The organism is Marinobacter sp. ELB17 (assembly GCF_000169375.1).
Lineage (GTDB): Bacteria > Pseudomonadota > Gammaproteobacteria > Pseudomonadales > Oleiphilaceae > Marinobacter.
In genome coordinates, this window is the sequence record NZ_AAXY01000003.1 from 334,744 (window position 1) to 353,641 (window position 18,898).

Here is an 18,898-nt window from a genome sequence, read left to right on the forward strand (position 1 = left end):
CCAGACTTGGTCAGAGAGCACCGGAATAGCTTCCGATGTCTCAGGGTCAGCGTCGGACCTTACAGGTCCGCCGGAACATAGGCACGTGTATCCCACACCTTGTAGGTCTTCATGAACTCGTTCTGGCTTTCATAGACGCGCTTGAAGTCAGCATCATTGGAGGCTTCTTCCGCGAGCACTTCGTCGGTCACCGCTTTTAGCTGACGCAACACATCCAGGGGAATCTGATCGGCCTGAATGCCATTTGCCTGGAAGCCGGCCAGAACCTTACCGTTCTTGTACTCACCCTCGGCCAGGGCCATGGTTGTTGCGGCGGTGCAAGAGGCCACAACCAGCGCTTTCTGCGCAACGGTCGCGTTGTTCCACTCGTCTTTGTTGATCAGCATGTACTGGGCAGTGAACTGCTGGTGCCAACCGGGGAAGAGGTTGTATTTCACTATCTGGTCGAAACCGAGGATCTGATCGATGGCGGGCATCGAGAATTCAGTGGCGTCGATGGTGCCCTTCTCCAGCGCCTGATAAAGCTCTCCGCCCGGCATCATGGTGACCGAGGCGCCCAGTTTTTCCAGAACCTTGCCACCCAGACCCGCGAAGCGAATCTTCAGACCCTTGTAGTCTTCCAGTGTTTCAATTTTTTTCGAATACCAGCCCGCTGTTTCAGGCCCTATAATGCCGCACAGTTGGGCGTGCACTTCGAAGCCCTTGTTGGCATAGACTTCCTGCAGCATTTCATGGCCACCACCGTAGTAGTACCAGCCAGTATAGGCCCAGGGCTTCATGCCAAAGGGTACAGCTGCAAACAGGGGAATCGCAGGTACCTTGCCCTGGTCGTAACCGATCCAGGTGTAACCTGCTTCGACCTTGCCATCAGAAACGGACTGCAAAATATCGAAAGGCGGAACCAGCTTACCGGGTTCATAGACGCGAACCTGGATGCTGCCATCGGAAGCGGTGTTGAGGCTATCGGCAACCCAAGCGGCAGGCGAACCCAGGCCGGGGAGATTAGTGGCAAAGGCAACCGGCATTTTCCAGCGCAGGTCATCCGCGAAAGCCGTTCCTGTTGTCAGGACAACCGCACCGGCAATTCCGGTAAGGGCCTTAAAGAGTTTCATTGGCAAGTCTCCTGGCTTTGTTGTTTTATTTGGTCAACAGGACGTTTTTCCCGATGGCCTGGTCTGAGGTTAGTCAGAAATCACAGGAAGCGAGACGGACATGTGTGATTTTCGGATCCAACGAAAGCGTCAGTCTTGTTTTCTGCGTTGTTCTGACGTCCTGCTTCTGACAATATGCATATATTACGCCAAAACATTTTTTATCATATATATCAGAAGTGTAAATAAAATTAAGAAATTTACGACTATCAATGCGTCCGAAATTTCGGACACATTGATACTATAGTCGTAGGTAATTGTACATAAATCAAGACGCCTGTCCGGAAATCAGGACATTTTTGCTAGTTTCTCGTACAGCATCGAGCGGGAAATACCCAGTAGCCGAGCGGCCTTAGTACGGTTGCCCCTGCTTGCAACCAGTGCCTCTGCTATCGCCTGAGCTTCCGCCTCTGCCAGAGTCGCGGCCAGTGGCCTGACGGGCCGCAACCCTATTTGCGAGGCGGGGCGCCCGCCAACCCGAGGCAGCACTTTAAACATGGCATCGGCATCCAGCACGCCACCTCCCTCGCTCATGGTCAGGGCCCTTTCCAGCAGATTGCGTAATTCGCGGATATTCCCGGGCCAGTCATAACTGGCAAGAGCCGCAACACCAGCATCCGTAATCTCAGCACGCATACCCAGTCCCTCGCTGATTTCCCAGAGCAGGGTCTCGCACAGCAATCCGAGGTCAGCGAGACGATCTCTCAGAGGTGGTATAGGGATTTCCAGCACGTTGAGCCGGTAATACAGATCTGAGCGGAAAATGCCATCGGCAATCATGGCTTTGAGATTGCGACTGGTTGCCGCGATGACCCGGACATCTATCGATGTCACCTTGTTGGAACCCAGAGGCTCGACCTCTCCTTCTTGTAGGACTCGCAAGAGTTTGGCCTGCAGCGGCAAGGGCATGTCGCCGACTTCGTCGAGAAACAGCGTGCCGCCGTTAGCGAGCTGGAACTTTCCTTCCCGAAGCTTACGATCAGCCCCGGTATAGGCGCCCGGCGCCACTCCGAAGAACTCGGCTTCCAGCAGATTATCCGGAATGGCCGCCACGTTCACACCCACAAACGGCTTTTCTGCACGGCTGGAAACAGAGTGGATGGCCTGGGCCAGCACTTCCTTGCCGGTACCGGTCTCACCCAGCAACAGCACCGCCATTTCACGGCCGGCAGCCAGGCGGGCACGGCGCTTGACCTCAAGGGCTCCAGGGCTGGCGCCAACAAAATCTCCAAGACTGTATCGCGTGCTCCTCGCTTTTTTAGCCAGCGCCTTGCGAGCCGCAGCGAGATCCTGATGCAAACGTCGATACTTGCTGATCAGCGGCGTAAGCGGTTGCAGGTCGCCGTAAAGCACAAACGCCACAGCGCCTTCGATCTCACCAGCGTCGTCATAAAATGGCAAGCGAGTAACCACCAGCTGTTGTTGATGGTGCTCCATGATATCGAGCAGCAGTGGTTTGCCGGTTTCCACTACTTCGGGCATGCGGGTTTCAGGAATCACCTGGCGCACCGGGAGACCGATGACGCCAGCCGGGTTTCTCAAGCTGAGCAGCTGGGCATAGCTGTTATTTATCCAGGTAATACGGGCCTCGCGATCAACCGCAATGGCACCGACGCTGGCTTGTTCAAACATCGGAAACAGGGCTTCTATCAGCTCCCGCGTCAGACCGCTTTTGTTCTTGTCTTTAAACGGTTGCGTCATTAAACAGGTACCGCCGGGGTTCGTGTCGTGCGTGGTGAAAACTCGGGTGCCAAATGCACTGAGGAGTATATGGCCGGCTTTCCCGGGGAGCAAACCGACTGTGGTGGCGACAGCAGGGTGGCCTATTACACTGCAACAACGTATTAAAGTGTGTCACCGGCTGAGGTTCATACTAGGCTGAATATTTTACGAAAAGGAGTTTTCACACCATGTCCCACGCCGCCGGTTATCCCGGAAAAATACTGGGCACATCCATTTTTCTGCTCACAGCGCTGGCGTCATTGCCAGGCTGCAGCCATTACTACGGCGCAGAAAACCTGACCGGTTCAGAACCCAAAACCACCGAATATGACGTGGTAGAAGGCTTGGTATACACCCCGGGGAACTGGCCCCAGACACTGACCGGTGACTTGTATTTGCCGCGGCAAAGTGGCCCCAGCCCAGTCGTACTGATGGTGCATGGGGGTGGCTGGAACAGCCGTTCGCCGGCGGACATGGTGTGGATTGCTGAAAAGCTCGCCGGCCACGGGTTTGCGGTGTTCAACATTGCCTACCGGTTTGCGCCCGAATACACCTTTCCCGCCCAGTTGCATGACCTGCAGGTAGCACGCCAGTGGCTGGCCACTAACGGTTCGCGCTATGGCCTGGATACCCAGCGGGTCAGCGGTTTCGGGTTTTCATCCGGTGCGCACCTGATTGCGCTACTGGCGGTGGTTGCTAGCAGCGATAGCGATCTTAATCAGCCTTACGGCGGCGCCAACACACGGCTTCAAGCGGTGGTCGCCGGCGGCATACCAGCGGATTTGACCAGCTTTGATTCGGGCAAGCTGCTGTTTCAGTTTCTGGGCGCCAACAAACAACAGATACCTGAGACCTATCGCATTGCTTCGCCCATCACTCACATAACGCCGCAAGCACCACCGTTTTTTCTGTTTCACGGCGGCATGGATTTACTGGTGCCGTTTTCTCAGGCTGAAAGTTTTCATCGGGCTTTGTTGAAAAAGGGCGTAGACAGTGGCCTGTTAAAACTGAACTTACGTGGCCACATCACCAGCTTTCTGACCGGCGGCAATGCCGTAGAGCAGGGCCTGAATTTTCTGGCGCGTCAGCAGAAACCCGGGGCCAGCCAGTGATCTGCTCAACCCTTATATTCAGTATTAACCCATTCGCAGGTAGGGCAGCAGGCTCACACCTACAATGACTCCTAAAGCGATAATGGCCGCCAGCATGCGCAGCGGGTGGCGCCGCAGCATACTGCCATAGCCGGCTTCGCCCCGCGCCACACGCTCCTGCCACTCCAACTGCTGCTGGCTTTGGCGCTGCCGCTGGTAGCCTGCAAGTAATTGTCGCGCCCGCTCGGCTTCGTCGTCATCGTGCACCCAGAAACCGCCCATACTAATGCCCCAAAAACTGGGCGGCGTTTCGTAATAGCGCACTTCTTCACGCTCGAACAGATCACGAATGTCGTCTGCTTCGTCGTCGGGCACGTGGCGTAAATTCATTAGATGATGGGGCATGGAACCTCGTTGGGGTTGGTCGGTGGCGGCCTTGGCTATATCCTAGCACCAAAGCAGGAAGCGCCGAATTCACCAACGAGTTATTCCATGGTAAAGCAGTCAGCGGCAAAACCGTCAATGACCAAGACGTCCATCATCAAACAGCCTCTTTGCCTGTTAATGAATTTCGACGCCCAGATTCAGCGGGACGGTCAGCAAGCATCAGACTTTGTTCATCGTCGCGACCGCAAGTTTGCGCTGAACTGCGAAGAGCACAACAGCCCAAGTGACCCGGCACACTGGCTGGCCTGGCTAAGGCGTTTTGACAACAGCAGCGAGCAATTTGCAGGCCCAGGCCAATCCATAGAGCAACACTGGCAGCGGATCAACAGCGTTTTTATAGCGCTGGGCGCGGTGCTGGGCATTATCACTATGGCCGGGCTGTTGTTTTACGACGGTGGCCAGCGCATTAACGTTACCGTGATTATTGGTTTTGTGGCTCTGCAACTGCTGCTTGCGCTGCTGACCAGCCTGCAGTCGGTGATGGGCTGGCAACCCTGGCGGCCACTGCTGAATCGCTTTGTGCCTGCTCCCAGCCCGGCCTTGCAGCCACTACAGCCCGCTCTTATGGCGCGGGCGGCCCAGGGCGGCGGACTCAGTTTTGCGGTAACAGCTTTATTGACCTTATTGGCGATGGTGGTGACTCAAGACCTGGCGTTCGGCTGGAGCACTACCCTGAATACCGCCGCCAGCGGTTATCACCAACTCACCAGTGCCCTGGCCACCCCCTGGGCATGGCTATGGCCGGCCGCGGTGCCGGACCTGACACTGGTGGAAGCCACCCGGTTTTTTCGCGCCGGCACAAACACCTCGCTCACACCGGCCCGCTGGGGCCAGTGGTGGCCGTTTATCAGCATGCTTTGGTTGGTGTGGGTCGTGTTGCCACGCCTATTGCTGCGCCTCCACGCAAGCGCATTCGTGCGCTTGCGTGCGCGCACATTGTTGCGGCGCCACCCAGGGCTGAACGCCCTGCGCGGACGCATGGCAACACCGGTGCTGGATACCGGCGCCGGTCATAATGACGCAAACGACCTGCCCGACACGCGACACAATACCCTGTTGCAGCCGCTTTCGGAAAAAGCGCATCTGCTCAGCTGGGCCGGCGCGGGAACTGTCACTGACAAACAAGCACTGCCCTCGGTTCTGGCCGCTATCTGCCCGGGCCCGGCACTCAATGTTGGTGGCCTGGCCAGCCTCAGCCAAGATCAGCAGGCGATTGCCCAGCTAGCGGCCAGCAGCGATGCAGTCACCGCCATTATGCTGGTGCGCAGCTGGGAGCCGCCCACTGGCGAGCTGCTGGACTTTTTGACCAGCGCTCGCCAAAGCTGGCCTGCCGGCAGCCGGGTTTGCTTGCTGCCATTAGAAGCCACAGCTCGGCAGCCATCAACCACCGCTAAAGACCGCCAGCTACAACCCTGGTTACGTTTCGCAGAACGCTGCCCGCCAGGTTTTGTTACCGTCGGAGATATCGCCATTAGCACAGGACTGTCGCAGTCATGAATCAGGCTCCGGTATTTGCAGTGGTGGGCCACCCTAACAAAGGCAAATCTTCGGTCGTGGCAACGCTGTCCCAAAATGACGCCATCGCCATTGCGCTGGAACCTGGCACCACCCGCCGCAGCCACGCCTACCCGTTACAGGTAGACGGGCAAGTGCTTTACACCCTGGTGGACACGCCAGGCTTTCAACGCCCGCGACGGGTACTTGAGTGGTTGGAAGCTCACAGCGTTTCTGCATCAGACCGAGCCGCCACGGTAGCCGCGTTTGCTACCCAGCATCGCGGTAATCCGCAGTTCAGCGACGAATGCGAACTGCTGGCGCCATTAATCGAGGGCGCCGGCATTATTTACGTGGTCGACGGTTCGGTGCCATACAGCCCGCAGCACGAAGCAGAGATGACCATATTACGCTGGACCGGGCGCCCCAGCCTGGCGCTAATCAACAGCATTGGTGATGAAGACTACGGCGACACATGGCAGGCGGCGCTGGCGCAATTTTTTCAGATTGTGCGCAAGTTCGATGCAGTTCGTGCACCTTTCGAGCAACATTTAAGCCTTTTGCGGGCTTTCGGCCAGCTCGAACCGGCCTGGGAAAAACCCCTTGAAACCGCCACCGGATTTTTGGACCGCCAGCGCCAGCAACGCAAGCAACAGGCCGCCACGCTGATTGCGCAAACCCTGCAGCAAATGATGGGCTACCGTCACAGCCGCAGCTTAGCGGAGGACCTGGCTGCTAGTGCCTCCAGCCATAACAAAGACGCCCTTGCCTCCGAGCTTCGCAAGAGCTGGTATCAGCATCAGCGCCAGCGTGAACAGCAGCTACGCGGCGATATTCAGCAGCTGTACCAACACGGCCAGCTCCAGCGCCAGGAAGCCGAGCTGGAATGGCAAAGTGAACACGATCTGTTTTCCGAAGACAGCCGCCAGCTCTGGGGCGTGAACAAAGGCTATCTGGCGGGGGTCGGTTTTGGCGCTGGTGCCGTCGGGGGTGTTGGTATTGACGCCCTAACGTTAGGTGCATCATTTGGCACCGGAGCCCTGATCGGCGGCATAATCGGCGCTGCCGGTAGTTATTTTTACGGCGACCGTCTGCCGTTGCCTACACTGAAGATAGGGCCCCTGCGCGACGGTTTGAAAACCGCCAGCTTCGGCCCGGTGCCAGACCCCCAGTTTGGCTACGTAGTGTTGGGCAGGGCGCTGAATCACTGGTGGCATGTAAGCCACCGCAACCATGCCGGCCGGGCTCCGCTGGCGCTTGCGACCACCGACAGCCACTGGCTGGAAGACTTGTCAAAGCAGGATCGCAACACCTTGCACCGGGCGCTGGAAAAAGCCCGCAAAGGTAAGGCCGCAGACCCTGGTGATCAGCACAAACTGGGGCAGGTGATTACCCACGCTATGACGGTTTATAACGAATGGCAGTTGAAAAACATATGACAGGGGTGTTTATACTATAGTGCTATTCCATAACAGCGCGGTCCGATATTTACCCGGCCGCGCTACTCTAACATGAGGAATACTAGTGAAAATTGTACGAGTTCAGGACATTATCGGTACCGAACGTGAAGTCCACGGCCCAGGCTGGACCAGCCGTCGTATGCTGCTGAAAAAAGACGGTATGGGCTTCTCTTTTCACGAAACAATCATTCCGGCAGGCGCCGAACTGAACCTTTGGTACAAGCATCACCTGGAAGCGGTTTATTGCGTAGCTGGCAACGGCACCATTACAGACAAAGCAACCGGTGAAACCCACGAGATCTCCGACGGCACGCTTTACGCACTCGACAAGCACGATCAGCACACCCTCCTCGGTGGCACTGAAGACATGCGCCTGATCTGTTCGTTCAACCCGCCCGTTACCGGTCAGGAAGTACACGACGAAGACGGTGCCTACCTACCGGATACCAGTGAGGACTGACCCTCACTCCGCTGCTGTCCACCGCAACAGCCGCACCCTACCGCCACCGGCAGTTACCCTGCTTCCGGTGGCGGTTTTACTTTGGCTGGCCGGTGCTTACTTGCGCATACCTATCCTGATTGCGCCACCTTTAGCACCGTACATTGCCGACGAACTGTCGCTGTCGCAAACCCTGACCGGCGCATTGACCACCTTACCTATTCTGATGCTGGCCATTGGCGCCATGCCCGGTTCCCTGGCTATTTCCCGCATCGGCCCGCGTAATACTCTGGCGCTGGCCATACTGATCATGACCATCGGATCTGGCGCCCGTGGCCTGGCGCCGGACACCACTTTGTTAATGGTCGCAGGCGCCGTTATGGGCCTGGGTATTGCCATGATGCAACCGGCACTGCCGGCACTGCTGCCGCGTTGGCTTGCACCCCACCATATGGCCATGGGCGCGGCAATTTACATGAACGGCATGCTGATGGGTGAGTTCATCGGCGCCGGGATAACCCTACCGGTGATTATGCCGCTGGTAGGCGAGAGTTGGCGCGCCACCTTGATTGCCTGGTCGCTGCCGGCTCTGCTGGTGGCTGCTGCGCTTTTCCTACCCAAGCGTGATCTGGCGCGGCCCACCCGCAAAGTGGCCTGGCTGCCAGATTGGAGTAACCCGCTGACGCTGCGGATTGGCCTGCTGCTGGGCATATCCAGCTCATTGTTTTTCGGTTTCAACGCGTACATGAGTAACCTGCTAGAACAGCGCGGTGAACTGGATCAGCTCACCGATGCCCTGTTCTGGTACAACTTTGCGCAAGTGGTGGCGTCTCTTCTGATGCTTAAAATGGCGCGCTTTTGGGTGGGGCGCAAAAGCCCTCTGATTATCGTGCTGATTCTAAGCCTGCTGGGAGCCGTCGGCGCTGTGCTGATGCCCGGCTGGCTCGGCATTCTCAGCGCTACCTTTATGAGCTTCACCGCCGGACTTCTGCTGATCTTGATGGTGGCCGTGCCGCCGCTGTTGGTGTCCTCGGCCGAAACTGGGCGCCTGTCGGCGGGTAACTTTCTGGTGGGTTATACCGTGGCCTTCGTTGTGCCGATGATCGGCGGTTTGGTGTCAGACGCCAGCGGCGACATCCGTCACGCTTTCTGGGTAATGATCGCTTACGGCGTGCTGGTATTGCCCATCGCGTTCAACCTGAAGCTGGAACGCAGCTCATAAAAAACGGAGCCCATCTGGCCCCGTTTTTGTACTGCAACGTTGTCGTCTGAAATCTGTCAGCCGGGCCGCTGATCTGACCCGACCAAATCAACCGTCATTAAATGTAGTAATCTTTCAGCGGCGGAAAGCCGTTGAACCCCACCGCGCTGTAGGTAGTGGTGTAAGCGCCGGTCGAGAACCAGTACATGCGGTCACCAATCGCCAGACTCAGCGGCAGCGGATACTTGTGGTCTTCATACATGATGTCGGCACTGTCGCAAGTTGGCCCGGCAATCACGCAATCTTCACCTTCACCGTCTTTTTCAGTCCAGATCGGAAACTTGATAGCTTCGTCCAGAGTTTCAATCAGCCCGGAAAACTTGCCCACGTCTGTATACACCCAGCGGTGCAGGGCAGTGCTGGATTTACGGGAAATCAGCACCACCTCGCTCACCAGTACACCGGCGTTGGAAATCAGCGAACGGCCCGGCTCAATAATAATCTCCGGCAATTCGTCGCCAAAGTCTTCGCGCAGAAAACGACCAATTTCCTCTGCGTACACCTTCACTTCATTGGCGCGGGTGATGTAATTGGCTGGGAAACCACCCCCCATATTGATCATTTTCAGTTCAATACCGTCTTCTTCCTTGAGACGCTCAAAAATCACCTTTACTGTGCCCAGCGCTGCATCCCAGGCGCCAATTTCACGCTGCTGCGAGCCCACGTGGAACGACACACCGTAGGGCACCAAACCCAGGTCACGGGCCAGAATCAGCAGGTCCATGGCCATATCTTGCTGGCAGCCAAATTTACGTGACAACGGCCAGTCGGCGGTTAACGTGCCTTCCGTCAAAATCCGCACGTAGATTTTTGAGCCCGGTGCAACCTCGGCAATATTGCGCAGATCCGCTTCCGAATCGGTAGCAAACATGCGCACGCCTTTTTCATAGAATGTGCGAACGTCTTTGGCTTTTTTGATGGTATTACCAAAACTGATGCGTTCAGCAGTCACACCCAGCGCCATTACCTGTTCCAGCTCGTACACCGAAGCGATGTCAAAATTGGCACCCTTATCTCGCAGCAGAGTCAGAACCTGCGGGGCCGGATTGGCTTTTACCGCGTAATACACCTGTGCGTAAGGGAAACCCTCAACCAATTCGTTATAGTGAGAATCGATAGTGGCGGTATCAATCACTACAAACGGTGTTTGTTTACCTTCGGCGAACTGCCGAATACGGTTGAACGTGCTTTCGGTGTAGTAGTCGGTAATACGGGCGTTGGATAACTCGGTCATGGGTGGTGTTTCCCTCCACAGGGTATTCAGCAGAAAAAAGGCTCTGCGCCTTGGCGGCAGAGCCCGTTGATTAGCGCGATCATCGGGCTTTTTTTCAAGTCCGCATATCAGCATATCTACACATAAAACAGGCCTGGTGCAAATCGCATTGTTTTGCAGGATAGTCAAAATACCAGCCACTGCAAGCGCCGGCCAGCAGGACCCCAGTAAGATTTAAACCGCCACTGGCCATACCGGATCAGGCATCATCGGCTCTTCCGGGTTACGGGGTTCGTTGGACTGGCGCAGGTACGCCAATATTGCGTCCTGCAAATCAGTGCCCTGACCCAAACCCTGATTGCCAAACAGGCGGTTGAATTCCAGTACAAAGGGATAGCCTTCCACCAGCGCAATATCAAAACCGGCGTGATCTACCTCCAGCTCCCGCGCCAATCGCAGGACCAGATCAGTCACCACCGCCGGCACCGGGCTGTAATCGATTCGCCCGCCCTGGGCCACGTTGTTGTAAAAGCCCTGATCGGCTTGGGTGCGCCAATAGGCGGTAACGACTTTGTCGCCCACTATCACCACCCGCGCATCCCGCTCCAGGGGCAGATATTCCTGGGCATAGAGCACGTCGGTACGATCGCAATAGCGCTGCCAATCTTCACGGTTTTCAATCAGCCACACACCTTCGCCCATGCTCGCTTTTGGCAGCTTGGCCACAAAGGGCAGGGCCATATCCTGCCATATCTGTTCGCGTTCCTGGGGGCCATTGGCGGTAATCAGCGTCCAGGGCGTGTGCTCAGGCGCGATAGCCTGAAACGCCCGGGTCATTTCCACTTTGTCGTGGCCAATGCGGTAACTGGCAACACTGGGAAACACTCGGCATTTCAGACCATGTACCAGAGTGTTTAGCTGCCAATACTCCGGAAACAGCACCCAGTCAGCATCGCGCAGCAATTCCTTGTGACGCAAAAGCTGATCCGGCTTGAGTACGGTGGTATCGGGAAAACCAAGAGTGCGGAAAATATCAAATGAGACACAGTGCATGAGGGTTTCACACAGGTTGAAGTGCGCGAATTCTAGGCGTTTTTTGTCCGCTGGCAAGCACTATCGATATCAGTAATTTGACGTCTGTCAATGCATTCATAAAACACATCGATAATAATTCGTATTCCGTTAAACAACTGGGAACATTTTATGAAAAAGCTTCGTCATCTTGTCCTTACCGCCGTTACGTCCCTGGTGATCGCTAACCCCGCTATGGCCGAAGACGCCAACCACTACAAAGGCGAACCCGCCAACACCCTGGATCAGGCGGTGTATCACTTTTCCGAGTACAACACCAAACTGGAAACGATTCTGGCTGGTGAGTTAACGCCAGAAACCATGAACGATGTGCACCAGCTGACATACACTCTGGAAAACGCGCTGAAAAAAATGGACGACGAACTGGAACAATTGGCTGAAACCTTGGAGCGTGTACACAAGGCCTCCGAGCATTCAGACCCAAACACCGTGCGCTCAGCAGGAAAACAATATCTGGAAACCGGCCGCAAAATTGTAAAATAAGTGGTTTCAGCGCTCACCAGGCAGGACACTAGGATTTACGCTTCACGCCCTGCTGAGCCACGGCGGTCAGCGGATCTTCCGGCCACGGATGTTTAGGGTAGCGCCCACGAGTGTCTTTGCGCACCTGTGGATACACGTTGGCCCAGAAGCTGGCCAGATCCGCCGTGACCGCCAGCGGCCGCTGGGCAGGCGACAATAGGTGTATTAACACCGGCACCTGACCACCGGCGACGGTGGGCGTTCGCGTCCAGCCAAACAGCGCCTGCAGCTTGGCCGCCAACACCGGGCCGTTTTCCGCGGTGTAATCAAGCGTCACCAAACTACCGGTTGGAATCGTCAGCGCAGTCGGCGCCAACTCGTTCAGGCGTTGCTGCTGGGCGTAATCCAGCAAGCCGTTCAACGCGCCGTGCACATTCAGCTTTTGCAGTTCGGCCCAACGGCTCAGGCCCATCAGGTAGGGCGCCAGCCAATCCTCTAGCGAATTCATCAGCGCGGTGTCACTGACATCCGGCCAGTCTTCCGGGAAATGCCGCGCCAGCAGCCCGACCCGCGCCTGCCACTGCCTGGCGCCGGCGGTCCACGGCAGGCTACCCAAACCTTTGCGTCGCACCGCGGCCAGCAAGCCCTGCTGCATCAGTTCTGCAGGCGGTTTCGCCAGCGGTTTTTCGGCCAGCAGCAAGGCACCCAAGCGGCGCACCTGGCGCGCAACCACGGTGCCGCGCCGATCATTCCACTCGGCTTCGTCCCGTTGCTGAATGTGCGCGGCAAGGTCACTTTCCAGAATCGCCAAATCCACCGGTGCCGCCAGGTAAATTTGCGCTTCGCGGGACTTACCGTCCAGATCCGCCGCCACCAGCCAGTCGTAACGAGCCAGAGCATCGTCGTCGCGCAGCAGCGCACCCTTTCCATTACTAAGCTGGTAACGGGGCGCATCACCGGGCCGGCGGCGGGCTATACGGTCCGGATAGGCCAGCGCCAACAAACGCCCCACCTCTGTCGCAGTGGGCGCCGGCGAAGAGCCATGGTTGGCCGATGACGTTGCTGGTTCCAGGCGCCTGGCCTGCTTTCGCACCGCCTGAATTCGCGCCGGGTCTACCCGTGCGTGGCCACGCTCGCCACGCAGTACCCGCACGCGCTCGTGCATATCGGCCCCAGCACCCGGCCCCAGCAGGTCCCGATCTTCCAGCAGTGCCGCTAATTCTGACGCCAAGGAACCTAGCCCCAATGAACGGCCCAGCAATACCATGTGCGCCAACCGCGGGTGAACGCCCAGTGCCCGCGCCGCCTTACCGTGGCCAGTAATGGCACAGTCTTCGCCCAGCATATCCAGCAATTGCAGCAATTCCACCGCCTGCTGCCAATGCGCCGCCGGCGGCGGCTCAACCCACTGCAGCTGATCGGGCGACCGCGCGCCCCACTGGGCCAGCTCTAAAACCAGCGGCGCCAGGTCCGCTTCGCGAATCTCCGGTGGGGTAAAGTCTGCCAGACCATACTGCTCAGACTCGCTCCACAGGCGATAGCACACCCCGGGCTGGGTTCGCCCGGCGCGGCCTTTGCGCTGCTCTGCCGACGCTTTCGATACCCGGCCCGTCACCAGCCGCGTCATGCCACTTCCGGGGTCAAACACCGCCCGCCGCTGCTGGCCGCTATCCACCACCACCCGCACGCCTTCAATGGTCAAACTGGTTTCGGCAATCGCCGTTGCCAGCACCACCTTGCGGGTGCCATCAGCTGCCGGAGCAATCGCACGATCCTGCTCCGCTGCCTGCAAATTGCCAAACAATGGCGCAATCCCCACATCCGACGCAACTTGCCCCGCCAGTGCTTGCGCCACCCTCCGGATTTCACCAGCTCCAGGCAAAAACACCAGCACCGAACCCGGCTGCTGAGCCAAGGCCTCAAGCACCACCGCCGTTACCTGGTCCACCACTCGCGGCTGACGTTGCGCAGACGCAGCAGGCCGATACAAAACCTCCACCGGAAACGCCCGGCCCTCGCTGCTAAGAACCGGCACGTCGCCCAGCAATCGGGCAATGGGCGCCGTATCCAGCGTGGCTGACATCACCAACACCCGCAAATCCTCCCGCAGCACCTGCTGCGATTCCCGCACCAGAGCTAGCCCCAGATCCGCCTGCAACGAACGCTCGTGAAACTCATCAAACAGCACCGCGGCGTAGTCTTCCAGCAGCGGATCGTTCTGAATCAAACGGGTAAGAATGCCCTCGGTCACCACTTCAATCACGGTAGCCGCCGACACCCGGGTATCCAGGCGCGTACGGTAACCCACCGTCTGTCCCGCTTGCTCGCCCATCTGCCCGGCCATATACCGCGCCGCCGAACGAGCCGCCAGTCGCCGCGGCTCCAACATCAAAATCCGCCGTCCCTGACGCCAGGGTGCATCCAGCAACGCCAGCGGCACACGGGTGGTTTTGCCAGCGCCCGGCGGCGCCTGCAGCAAGGCGGTGGTGTTGGTTTCCAGGGTTTGTTTGAGTTGGGGGAGGATGTGTTCTATTGGGAGCACGTTGCTTTGGCTTCTTGGTTTGAGTTTAGTCTGCTGGGCTGGGAGTTGGCGCGGGAGCAAATTTGAATTTTTGGCCGGAAAAGAACTCGCTGCGCTCAGACACCTTTGTCCCGCCAAAAATTCAAATTCACCCCCACACCCTGCGAAACCCGGAGATAAGTCGAAAGCTTAGCACGGCGAGACTTCGGTTAACCCGGTAAAGAATTGCCTGAATCAGTAAGCCTGATCACCAACCGCTAACCATCACGATGAGCTATAAACCAAAAGCCGCTTTGATCTTCCCTAGCGATATCGACTTTGTTACACAGAGCGGGGTGGTGGGGAATTTTTTTCGCCGGAAATGGGTGTCTGAGCGCAGCGAGTTCCATTTCCAAGAAAAAACATTCCCCGCCGCCGCGATCAATCCACCCAAACCAAAAGGCTACGTTCTACCAGCTAAAAACTCAAAAACTAAACAGAACGAGAATGCCAAACATCCGGCCGCGGTACGAAGAACACAAACACCCATCCGAACAACAGCGCCCCTACCCCTATACCGAACGCTGACGCTAGAGTTCCACCGGCATCCAGCCACTGTTTCGTCAACCAGGGGCCGACCATTTGGGTAAATCCATACAACGCCACCATCGCCGCAGACAGGCGTGGCCCCTGGTGCGGATGCAGTGCTCGTCCAATGCGCTGGGTCAGCAATACCGTGCCCAGGAAAGTAACGCCCACCAGGATGGCACATAGAATCAGCCCCAGTGCACCCGGAATCACTACCGCAGCGAGAACACCCGCTAACTGAATGGCGAAGTTAATTTTCAGCGCCAGAATATCGCCGATAATCGCCCCCAGGCGATTCCATATCCACGGTGCCGGAATGGTGCACAGCGCCACCAGCAACCAGCTGCCGTCCTGCAACCAATGCCCAGGTTTCAGCTCTACGTTGGCCAGCAGAGGCAGAAAGGTCATCGGCAGGATATAACCCAGGCCGGCGCCGGCGTAAGCCAGAAACAGTGGCGTACTGGCACGGTCGAACAGCCGGGTGCTGGGAGCTTCACCGCAATTGTTAATAGCCACCGGTGGATGTATCGGCACATCTAACTGCATCAGCTTCCAGGTGCCCCAAGACGCCAGCGGAACAGAGATAACAGCCGCCGGCCACCAGCGTTCCGGGCCTTCCAGCCAGTCCGCCGTGCCGCTGACCACACCTGCGGACAGCAGCAGGCCAAAACCCACTCCGAAATACACCAGCCCGCTCAGGCTGGCGCGGTTACGCAACACCAGCCACTCCAGAATAAGCGCTGGTGCCTGCACAAACACCACGCCATTGGCCACGCCGTTAAGCCAGCGGGTCGTGGAAATAGCCGTCAGATCGGTTTCAACCGCCACCAGCACAGTGGTGGCAATGTGCACCGCCACGGCTAGCGGCAAAATACGGCGAATATGAACAATGCGATGCCAGCGGATGGCCAGCACTGCACCCATCAGATAGCCCATATAATTCCAGGTGGCCACGGCCGCACCATCTGCGGCGGAAAACAGGCCGTCATTCACCAAATAAGGCAAAAGTGGGGTGTACATAAAACGCCCAAGGGCGTGCACCACAAGAAGAAGCACCGCACCGGCGGCCAGTGCGGTAAAAAGTTCGCGAGAAGTGACAGGCGACGAGTGAAGCGCGGAAAACGCCGTTTTCTGAGCCATGTGAGTTACTTGTGATTATAAAAAACGTTGAAGCAGGACTGAATTAATAAGCGGAGCTGTTTGTCTGACGCTGGCGATCTGCCCAGCGGTAAATCTGCTCGAAGCCATCGGCTAGTTGCTGCGGTTTATGGGGCGGCTGTATCAGCGCCACCACTTCGGCCGAGGGGCCGATCAGTGCAAAATGGCCGCTGTGATCCACCAGTAAACCACCCTCCGTTTCACGCTGCACAAACACCGCTCCCAAACTGGTCGCCAGGGCGCGGGTTATGTCTATATCACCACTGTAACCGTGGAAATTTTCACCGAAGAAGCCCGTATAATTTTTTAAAACTTCAGGTGTGTCGTGTTCTGGGTCGGCGCTGATCAGCAGATAACGGGGCTGGGGCAAGGTTGCAGGCAGCAACTTGTTGGTCTGGCGCAGGGCCGCCATGGCTACTGGGCAGATATCCGGGCAGTTGGTATAGCCTACAAAAGCAAAGGTCCAATGGCCGCGGAGATTTTCACGGGTAACGGTCTGGCCGTTTTCATCGGTGAGTTCAAATTCAATCACCGGCCGCGGCGGCTCGTACACATAGATATTGGCGCTGGCCAAGTCCGGTGGCGGTTCGACCGGTGCTGGCTCCGCCAGCCAATACCGCGCTATCGAAAAGCCGAATACAGCCACCACCGCCAATACCAGCAGGATTACCGTTGTGCGAATCTGGCGGGTCATCGGGGCTCCATGTCAGGCGTCAAATAAAGGCATAGTGATCAACCAGTAGCACGACAAACAGCGCCATCAGATAGGTGATGGAATATTTGAAGGTGTCCAGCGCTACGCGCCGATCGTCATCGCGCAGCAAGCGTATCGCATATTGCAAAAAACGCGAGCCAAGCACAAGAGCGCCGACCAGATAAATCATGCCGGACATTCCAGTCACAAACGGTAGCAGGCTAACCGCAAGCAAAATAAGAGTGTACAGCAGGATATGCAGTTCCGTGTAGTAATTACCGTGGGTCACCGGCAGCATGGGGATGCGGGCCTTGGCGTACTCTTCCTTACGATGAATCGCTAATGCCCAGAAATGTGGTGGCGTCCAGGCGAAAATAATCAGCACCAGCAGCAGCGCGTGGCCGTCTACCTGCCCGGTTACCGCGGTCCAACCCAGCAGCGGCGGCATGGCGCCGGCTAGCCCGCCAATCACAATATTCTGCGGCGTGGCCCGTTTCAGAAACAGCGTATACACGCCGGCATAACCCACCAGCGACGCTAATGTCAGCCAGGCTGTCAGACTGTTCACCAACAACATCAATATCGCCATACCGCTCAGCGCCAATACGCCTGCGAATAACAGTCCTTCAGCAGCAGAAATCCGCCCTGTGGCTACCGGACGCTTGTGAGTACGCGCCATAACAACGTCCACTTTCTGGTCCACCACGTGGTTAATCACCGCGGCCGCTCCGGCCAGTAACGCAATGCCAGCGTTGCCAAACACCAGAACCTGCAAAGACGGCAGACCGGAAACCGCCAGCAGCATGCCAATGACCGACGTGAGAATCATCATCGCGACAACTTTGGGCTTGGTCAGCTCCAGATAGTCACGCCAGTGCGCAACGGTACGGTTACCGGCCGAATTGCCGACAGAGTTGCCTAAAGAATTGTCGACGGGGTTGCCAATAGCGTTGGCCGGTACCGGCAAGACGTTCGCTTGCTCACTCATGCCGTTATCTCCTGATGCTTTCCTGAATTCATCGAATTGTTTTTAGCGCCCGAAAGCTGTACCGGCAAGCCCTGGGACAACTGACGTTGATGCCAGATCAGCTGAATCACGCTCAGCAACAACAGCGCACCGGTGGCGTTATGGGCCACGGCGACCGCCAGCGGAATGTAGAGAATCACATTAGCCAGGCCCAGCGCAATCTGTGCCAGCAGAACAATCGCTACCACAGCCACTGACTGGCCTAGGCCATTGCGCCGGCGCCGGGCCCACAGCAGCGCCAGTAGCACGCTGAAATAAACCAGCACAACAGCGGCGCCCAGGCGATGGCTGACATGAATAGCCACCCGTCCATCAGCGTTAAGCTTGCCTCCCAGATAATTGGGCCCAACGTGCTGGGTTATGTCAAAGCCGTGGGCAAAGTCCATGTCTTGCGGCCACCACTGGCCACCACAGGTGGGTAAGTCGGTACAGGCCACGGCAGCATAGTTGGCGGCTGTCCAGGCGCCCAACGCAATCTGCATGATTACCAGCAGCAACCCGCCATAAAGCCAGGGGCGAAGGCGAGCGCCCGGGCGGGCAGACTTCAAAACGGCTGTTTGCCCCGACCCGACCCGAACACGGCTGCGTAGCCTTAATACCAGCAGCGCCAGCAAACTCAGGGTTGTAAAGCCTCCTAGCAAATGCAGAGCCACCACCTGCGGCCACAATTTCAGAGTAACAGTCCACATGCCAAACGCGCCTTGCAGCACAATAAAACCGGCTATAAACAGGGGCAGTTTTACCGGGACGTTCAGTTTGCGCTGGCGCACAGCGTAAGCCGCCAGCCCGAACACCAGAAGGCCCAGCAAGCCCGCAGCATAGCGGTGAATCATCTCGGGCCAGCCTTTGGCAACATCCACCGGAGTTTCCGGAAAGCGCGCATTGGCGATGGCAATGCTGGTTTCGCTTTGCGGCACCGTCAAAAAACCGTAGCAACCCGGCCAGTCCGGGCAGCCCAGGCCGGCGTGTACCAGCCGGGTCCAGGCGCCGAGCATGATCACCACCACGCCCAGCCCAACGGCCAGCACGGCCAAGCGCAACATCAGACGAGGTACCGTTATGGATTCGGCATTGTCGGCGTAATTTTTTGTCATCATCA

General features: G+C 57.4%; 16 protein-coding genes. 6 read left to right on the forward strand and 10 right to left on the reverse strand.

Going from position 1 to position 18,898, the window contains the following annotated elements; translation table 11 throughout:
* Window positions 1–59 precede the first annotated feature (59 nt).
* Window positions 60–1,112 (reverse strand): TRAP transporter substrate-binding protein, encoded by a 1,053-nt coding sequence (locus tag MELB17_RS06180; RefSeq protein WP_007349306.1) that lies wholly within the window; start codon window positions 1,110–1,112, stop codon window positions 60–62.
* A 327-nt stretch (window positions 1,113–1,439) separates the two neighbouring features.
* Complete coding sequence (locus MELB17_RS06185) at window positions 1,440–2,852, reverse strand: sigma-54 interaction domain-containing protein (RefSeq protein ID WP_007349307.1); 1,413 nt, start codon at window positions 2,850–2,852, stop codon at window positions 1,440–1,442.
* Window positions 2,853–3,061: 209 nt separating this feature from the next.
* Between MELB17_RS06185 and MELB17_RS06190 the strand changes: the two genes are divergently transcribed.
* Window positions 3,062–3,985, forward strand: a complete 924-nt coding sequence (locus MELB17_RS06190; RefSeq protein WP_007349308.1) for an alpha/beta hydrolase — start codon at window positions 3,062–3,064, stop codon at window positions 3,983–3,985.
* A gap of 24 nt (window positions 3,986–4,009) precedes the next feature.
* Here MELB17_RS06190 and MELB17_RS06195 read toward each other — a convergent pair whose 3' ends face one another.
* On the reverse strand, window positions 4,010–4,369 hold the full coding sequence (locus MELB17_RS06195; RefSeq protein ID WP_014869416.1) for a DUF6164 family protein: 360 nt from the start codon (window positions 4,367–4,369) through the stop codon (window positions 4,010–4,012).
* 87 nt (window positions 4,370–4,456) lie between these two features.
* On the opposite strand from MELB17_RS06195, the gene MELB17_RS06200 reads away from it, so the two are divergent.
* The 4 genes from MELB17_RS06200 (at window position 4,457) to MELB17_RS06215 (ending at window position 9,026) form a co-directional block, all read left to right on the forward strand.
* Window positions 4,457–5,908 (forward strand): DUF2868 domain-containing protein, encoded by a 1,452-nt coding sequence (locus MELB17_RS06200; RefSeq protein WP_007349310.1) that lies wholly within the window; start codon window positions 4,457–4,459, stop codon window positions 5,906–5,908.
* The gene (locus tag MELB17_RS06205) at window positions 5,905–7,344 is read left to right on the forward strand and encodes a GTPase/DUF3482 domain-containing protein (RefSeq protein ID WP_007349311.1); all 1,440 of its coding nucleotides are present in this window, start codon (window positions 5,905–5,907) and stop codon (window positions 7,342–7,344) included. The genes MELB17_RS06200 and MELB17_RS06205 overlap by 4 nt, the downstream gene beginning before the upstream one ends.
* Before the next feature lie 85 nt (window positions 7,345–7,429).
* Window positions 7,430–7,825: an ectoine synthase gene (locus MELB17_RS06210; protein ID WP_007349312.1), complete on the forward strand. Its 396-nt coding sequence runs from the start codon at window positions 7,430–7,432 to the stop codon at window positions 7,823–7,825.
* Complete coding sequence (locus MELB17_RS06215) at window positions 7,815–9,026, forward strand: CynX/NimT family MFS transporter (protein WP_007349313.1); 1,212 nt, start codon at window positions 7,815–7,817, stop codon at window positions 9,024–9,026. Before MELB17_RS06210 ends, MELB17_RS06215 begins: the two co-directional genes overlap by 11 nt.
* 97 nt (window positions 9,027–9,123) lie before the next feature.
* Here the strand turns inward: MELB17_RS06215 and MELB17_RS06220 are convergent, their stop codons facing one another.
* Window positions 9,124–10,299: a type III PLP-dependent enzyme gene (locus MELB17_RS06220; RefSeq protein WP_007349314.1), complete on the reverse strand. Its 1,176-nt coding sequence runs from the start codon at window positions 10,297–10,299 to the stop codon at window positions 9,124–9,126.
* 213 nt (window positions 10,300–10,512) lie between these two features.
* The gene (locus MELB17_RS06225) at window positions 10,513–11,331 is read right to left on the reverse strand and encodes an ATP-grasp domain-containing protein (protein ID WP_036183819.1); all 819 of its coding nucleotides are present in this window, start codon (window positions 11,329–11,331) and stop codon (window positions 10,513–10,515) included.
* A 150-nt stretch (window positions 11,332–11,481) separates the two neighbouring features.
* Here MELB17_RS06225 and MELB17_RS06230 point away from each other — a divergent pair, with 150 nt between their 5' ends.
* Window positions 11,482–11,853, forward strand: coding sequence for a DUF6746 family protein (locus MELB17_RS06230; protein ID WP_007349316.1), 372 nt, complete (start codon window positions 11,482–11,484; stop codon window positions 11,851–11,853).
* A 28-nt stretch (window positions 11,854–11,881) separates the two neighbouring features.
* On the opposite strand, the gene hrpB is transcribed toward MELB17_RS06230, so the two are convergent.
* The 5 genes from hrpB to MELB17_RS06255 all read right to left on the reverse strand — a co-directional run bounded on the left by hrpB (window position 11,882) and on the right by MELB17_RS06255 (window position 18,893).
* Window positions 11,882–14,374, reverse strand: coding sequence for an ATP-dependent helicase HrpB (gene hrpB / locus MELB17_RS06235; RefSeq protein ID WP_007349317.1), 2,493 nt, complete (start codon window positions 14,372–14,374; stop codon window positions 11,882–11,884).
* Window positions 14,375–14,824: 450 nt separating this feature from the next.
* Window positions 14,825–16,060, reverse strand: coding sequence for a YbfB/YjiJ family MFS transporter (locus MELB17_RS06240; RefSeq protein ID WP_007349318.1), 1,236 nt, complete (start codon window positions 16,058–16,060; stop codon window positions 14,825–14,827).
* Window positions 16,061–16,103: 43 nt separating this feature from the next.
* Window positions 16,104–16,772, reverse strand: coding sequence for an SCO family protein (locus MELB17_RS06245; protein ID WP_007349319.1), 669 nt, complete (start codon window positions 16,770–16,772; stop codon window positions 16,104–16,106).
* Window positions 16,773–16,791: 19 nt separating this feature from the next.
* Window positions 16,792–17,760 (reverse strand): heme o synthase, encoded by a 969-nt coding sequence (gene cyoE, locus MELB17_RS06250; RefSeq protein WP_007349320.1) that lies wholly within the window; start codon window positions 17,758–17,760, stop codon window positions 16,792–16,794.
* Window positions 17,757–18,893, reverse strand: coding sequence for a COX15/CtaA family protein (locus tag MELB17_RS06255; RefSeq protein ID WP_007349321.1), 1,137 nt, complete (start codon window positions 18,891–18,893; stop codon window positions 17,757–17,759). The genes cyoE and MELB17_RS06255 overlap by 4 nt, the downstream gene beginning before the upstream one ends.
* Between the last annotated feature and the right edge of the window lie 5 nt (window positions 18,894–18,898).

What these genes read in the sequence shown, in the direction of transcription:
- MELB17_RS06180 (WP_007349306.1), bottom strand. Translation starts at nt 1,112, where the DNA reads ATGAAACTCTTTAAGGCCCTTACCGGAATTGCCGGTGCGGTTGTCCTG.
- MELB17_RS06225 (WP_036183819.1), bottom strand. Translation starts at nt 11,331, where the DNA reads ATGCACTGTGTCTCATTTGATATTTTCCGCACTCTTGGTTTTCCCGAT.
- MELB17_RS06190 (WP_007349308.1), top strand. Translation starts at nt 3,062, where the DNA reads ATGTCCCACGCCGCCGGTTATCCCGGAAAAATACTGGGCACATCCATT.
- MELB17_RS06240 (WP_007349318.1), bottom strand. Translation starts at nt 16,060, where the DNA reads ATGGCTCAGAAAACGGCGTTTTCCGCGCTTCACTCGTCGCCTGTCACT.
- MELB17_RS06220 (WP_007349314.1), bottom strand. Translation starts at nt 10,299, where the DNA reads ATGACCGAGTTATCCAACGCCCGTATTACCGACTACTACACCGAAAGC.
- MELB17_RS06185 (WP_007349307.1), bottom strand. Translation starts at nt 2,852, where the DNA reads ATGACGCAACCGTTTAAAGACAAGAACAAAAGCGGTCTGACGCGGGAG.
- cyoE (WP_007349320.1), bottom strand. Translation starts at nt 17,760, where the DNA reads ATGAGTGAGCAAGCGAACGTCTTGCCGGTACCGGCCAACGCTATTGGC.
- MELB17_RS06200 (WP_007349310.1), top strand. Translation starts at nt 4,457, where the DNA reads ATGGTAAAGCAGTCAGCGGCAAAACCGTCAATGACCAAGACGTCCATC.
- MELB17_RS06195 (WP_014869416.1), bottom strand. Translation starts at nt 4,369, where the DNA reads ATGCCCCATCATCTAATGAATTTACGCCACGTGCCCGACGACGAAGCA.
- MELB17_RS06245 (WP_007349319.1), bottom strand. Translation starts at nt 16,772, where the DNA reads ATGACCCGCCAGATTCGCACAACGGTAATCCTGCTGGTATTGGCGGTG.
- MELB17_RS06230 (WP_007349316.1), top strand. Translation starts at nt 11,482, where the DNA reads ATGAAAAAGCTTCGTCATCTTGTCCTTACCGCCGTTACGTCCCTGGTG.
- MELB17_RS06205 (WP_007349311.1), top strand. Translation starts at nt 5,905, where the DNA reads ATGAATCAGGCTCCGGTATTTGCAGTGGTGGGCCACCCTAACAAAGGC.
- MELB17_RS06255 (WP_007349321.1), bottom strand. Translation starts at nt 18,893, where the DNA reads ATGACAAAAAATTACGCCGACAATGCCGAATCCATAACGGTACCTCGT.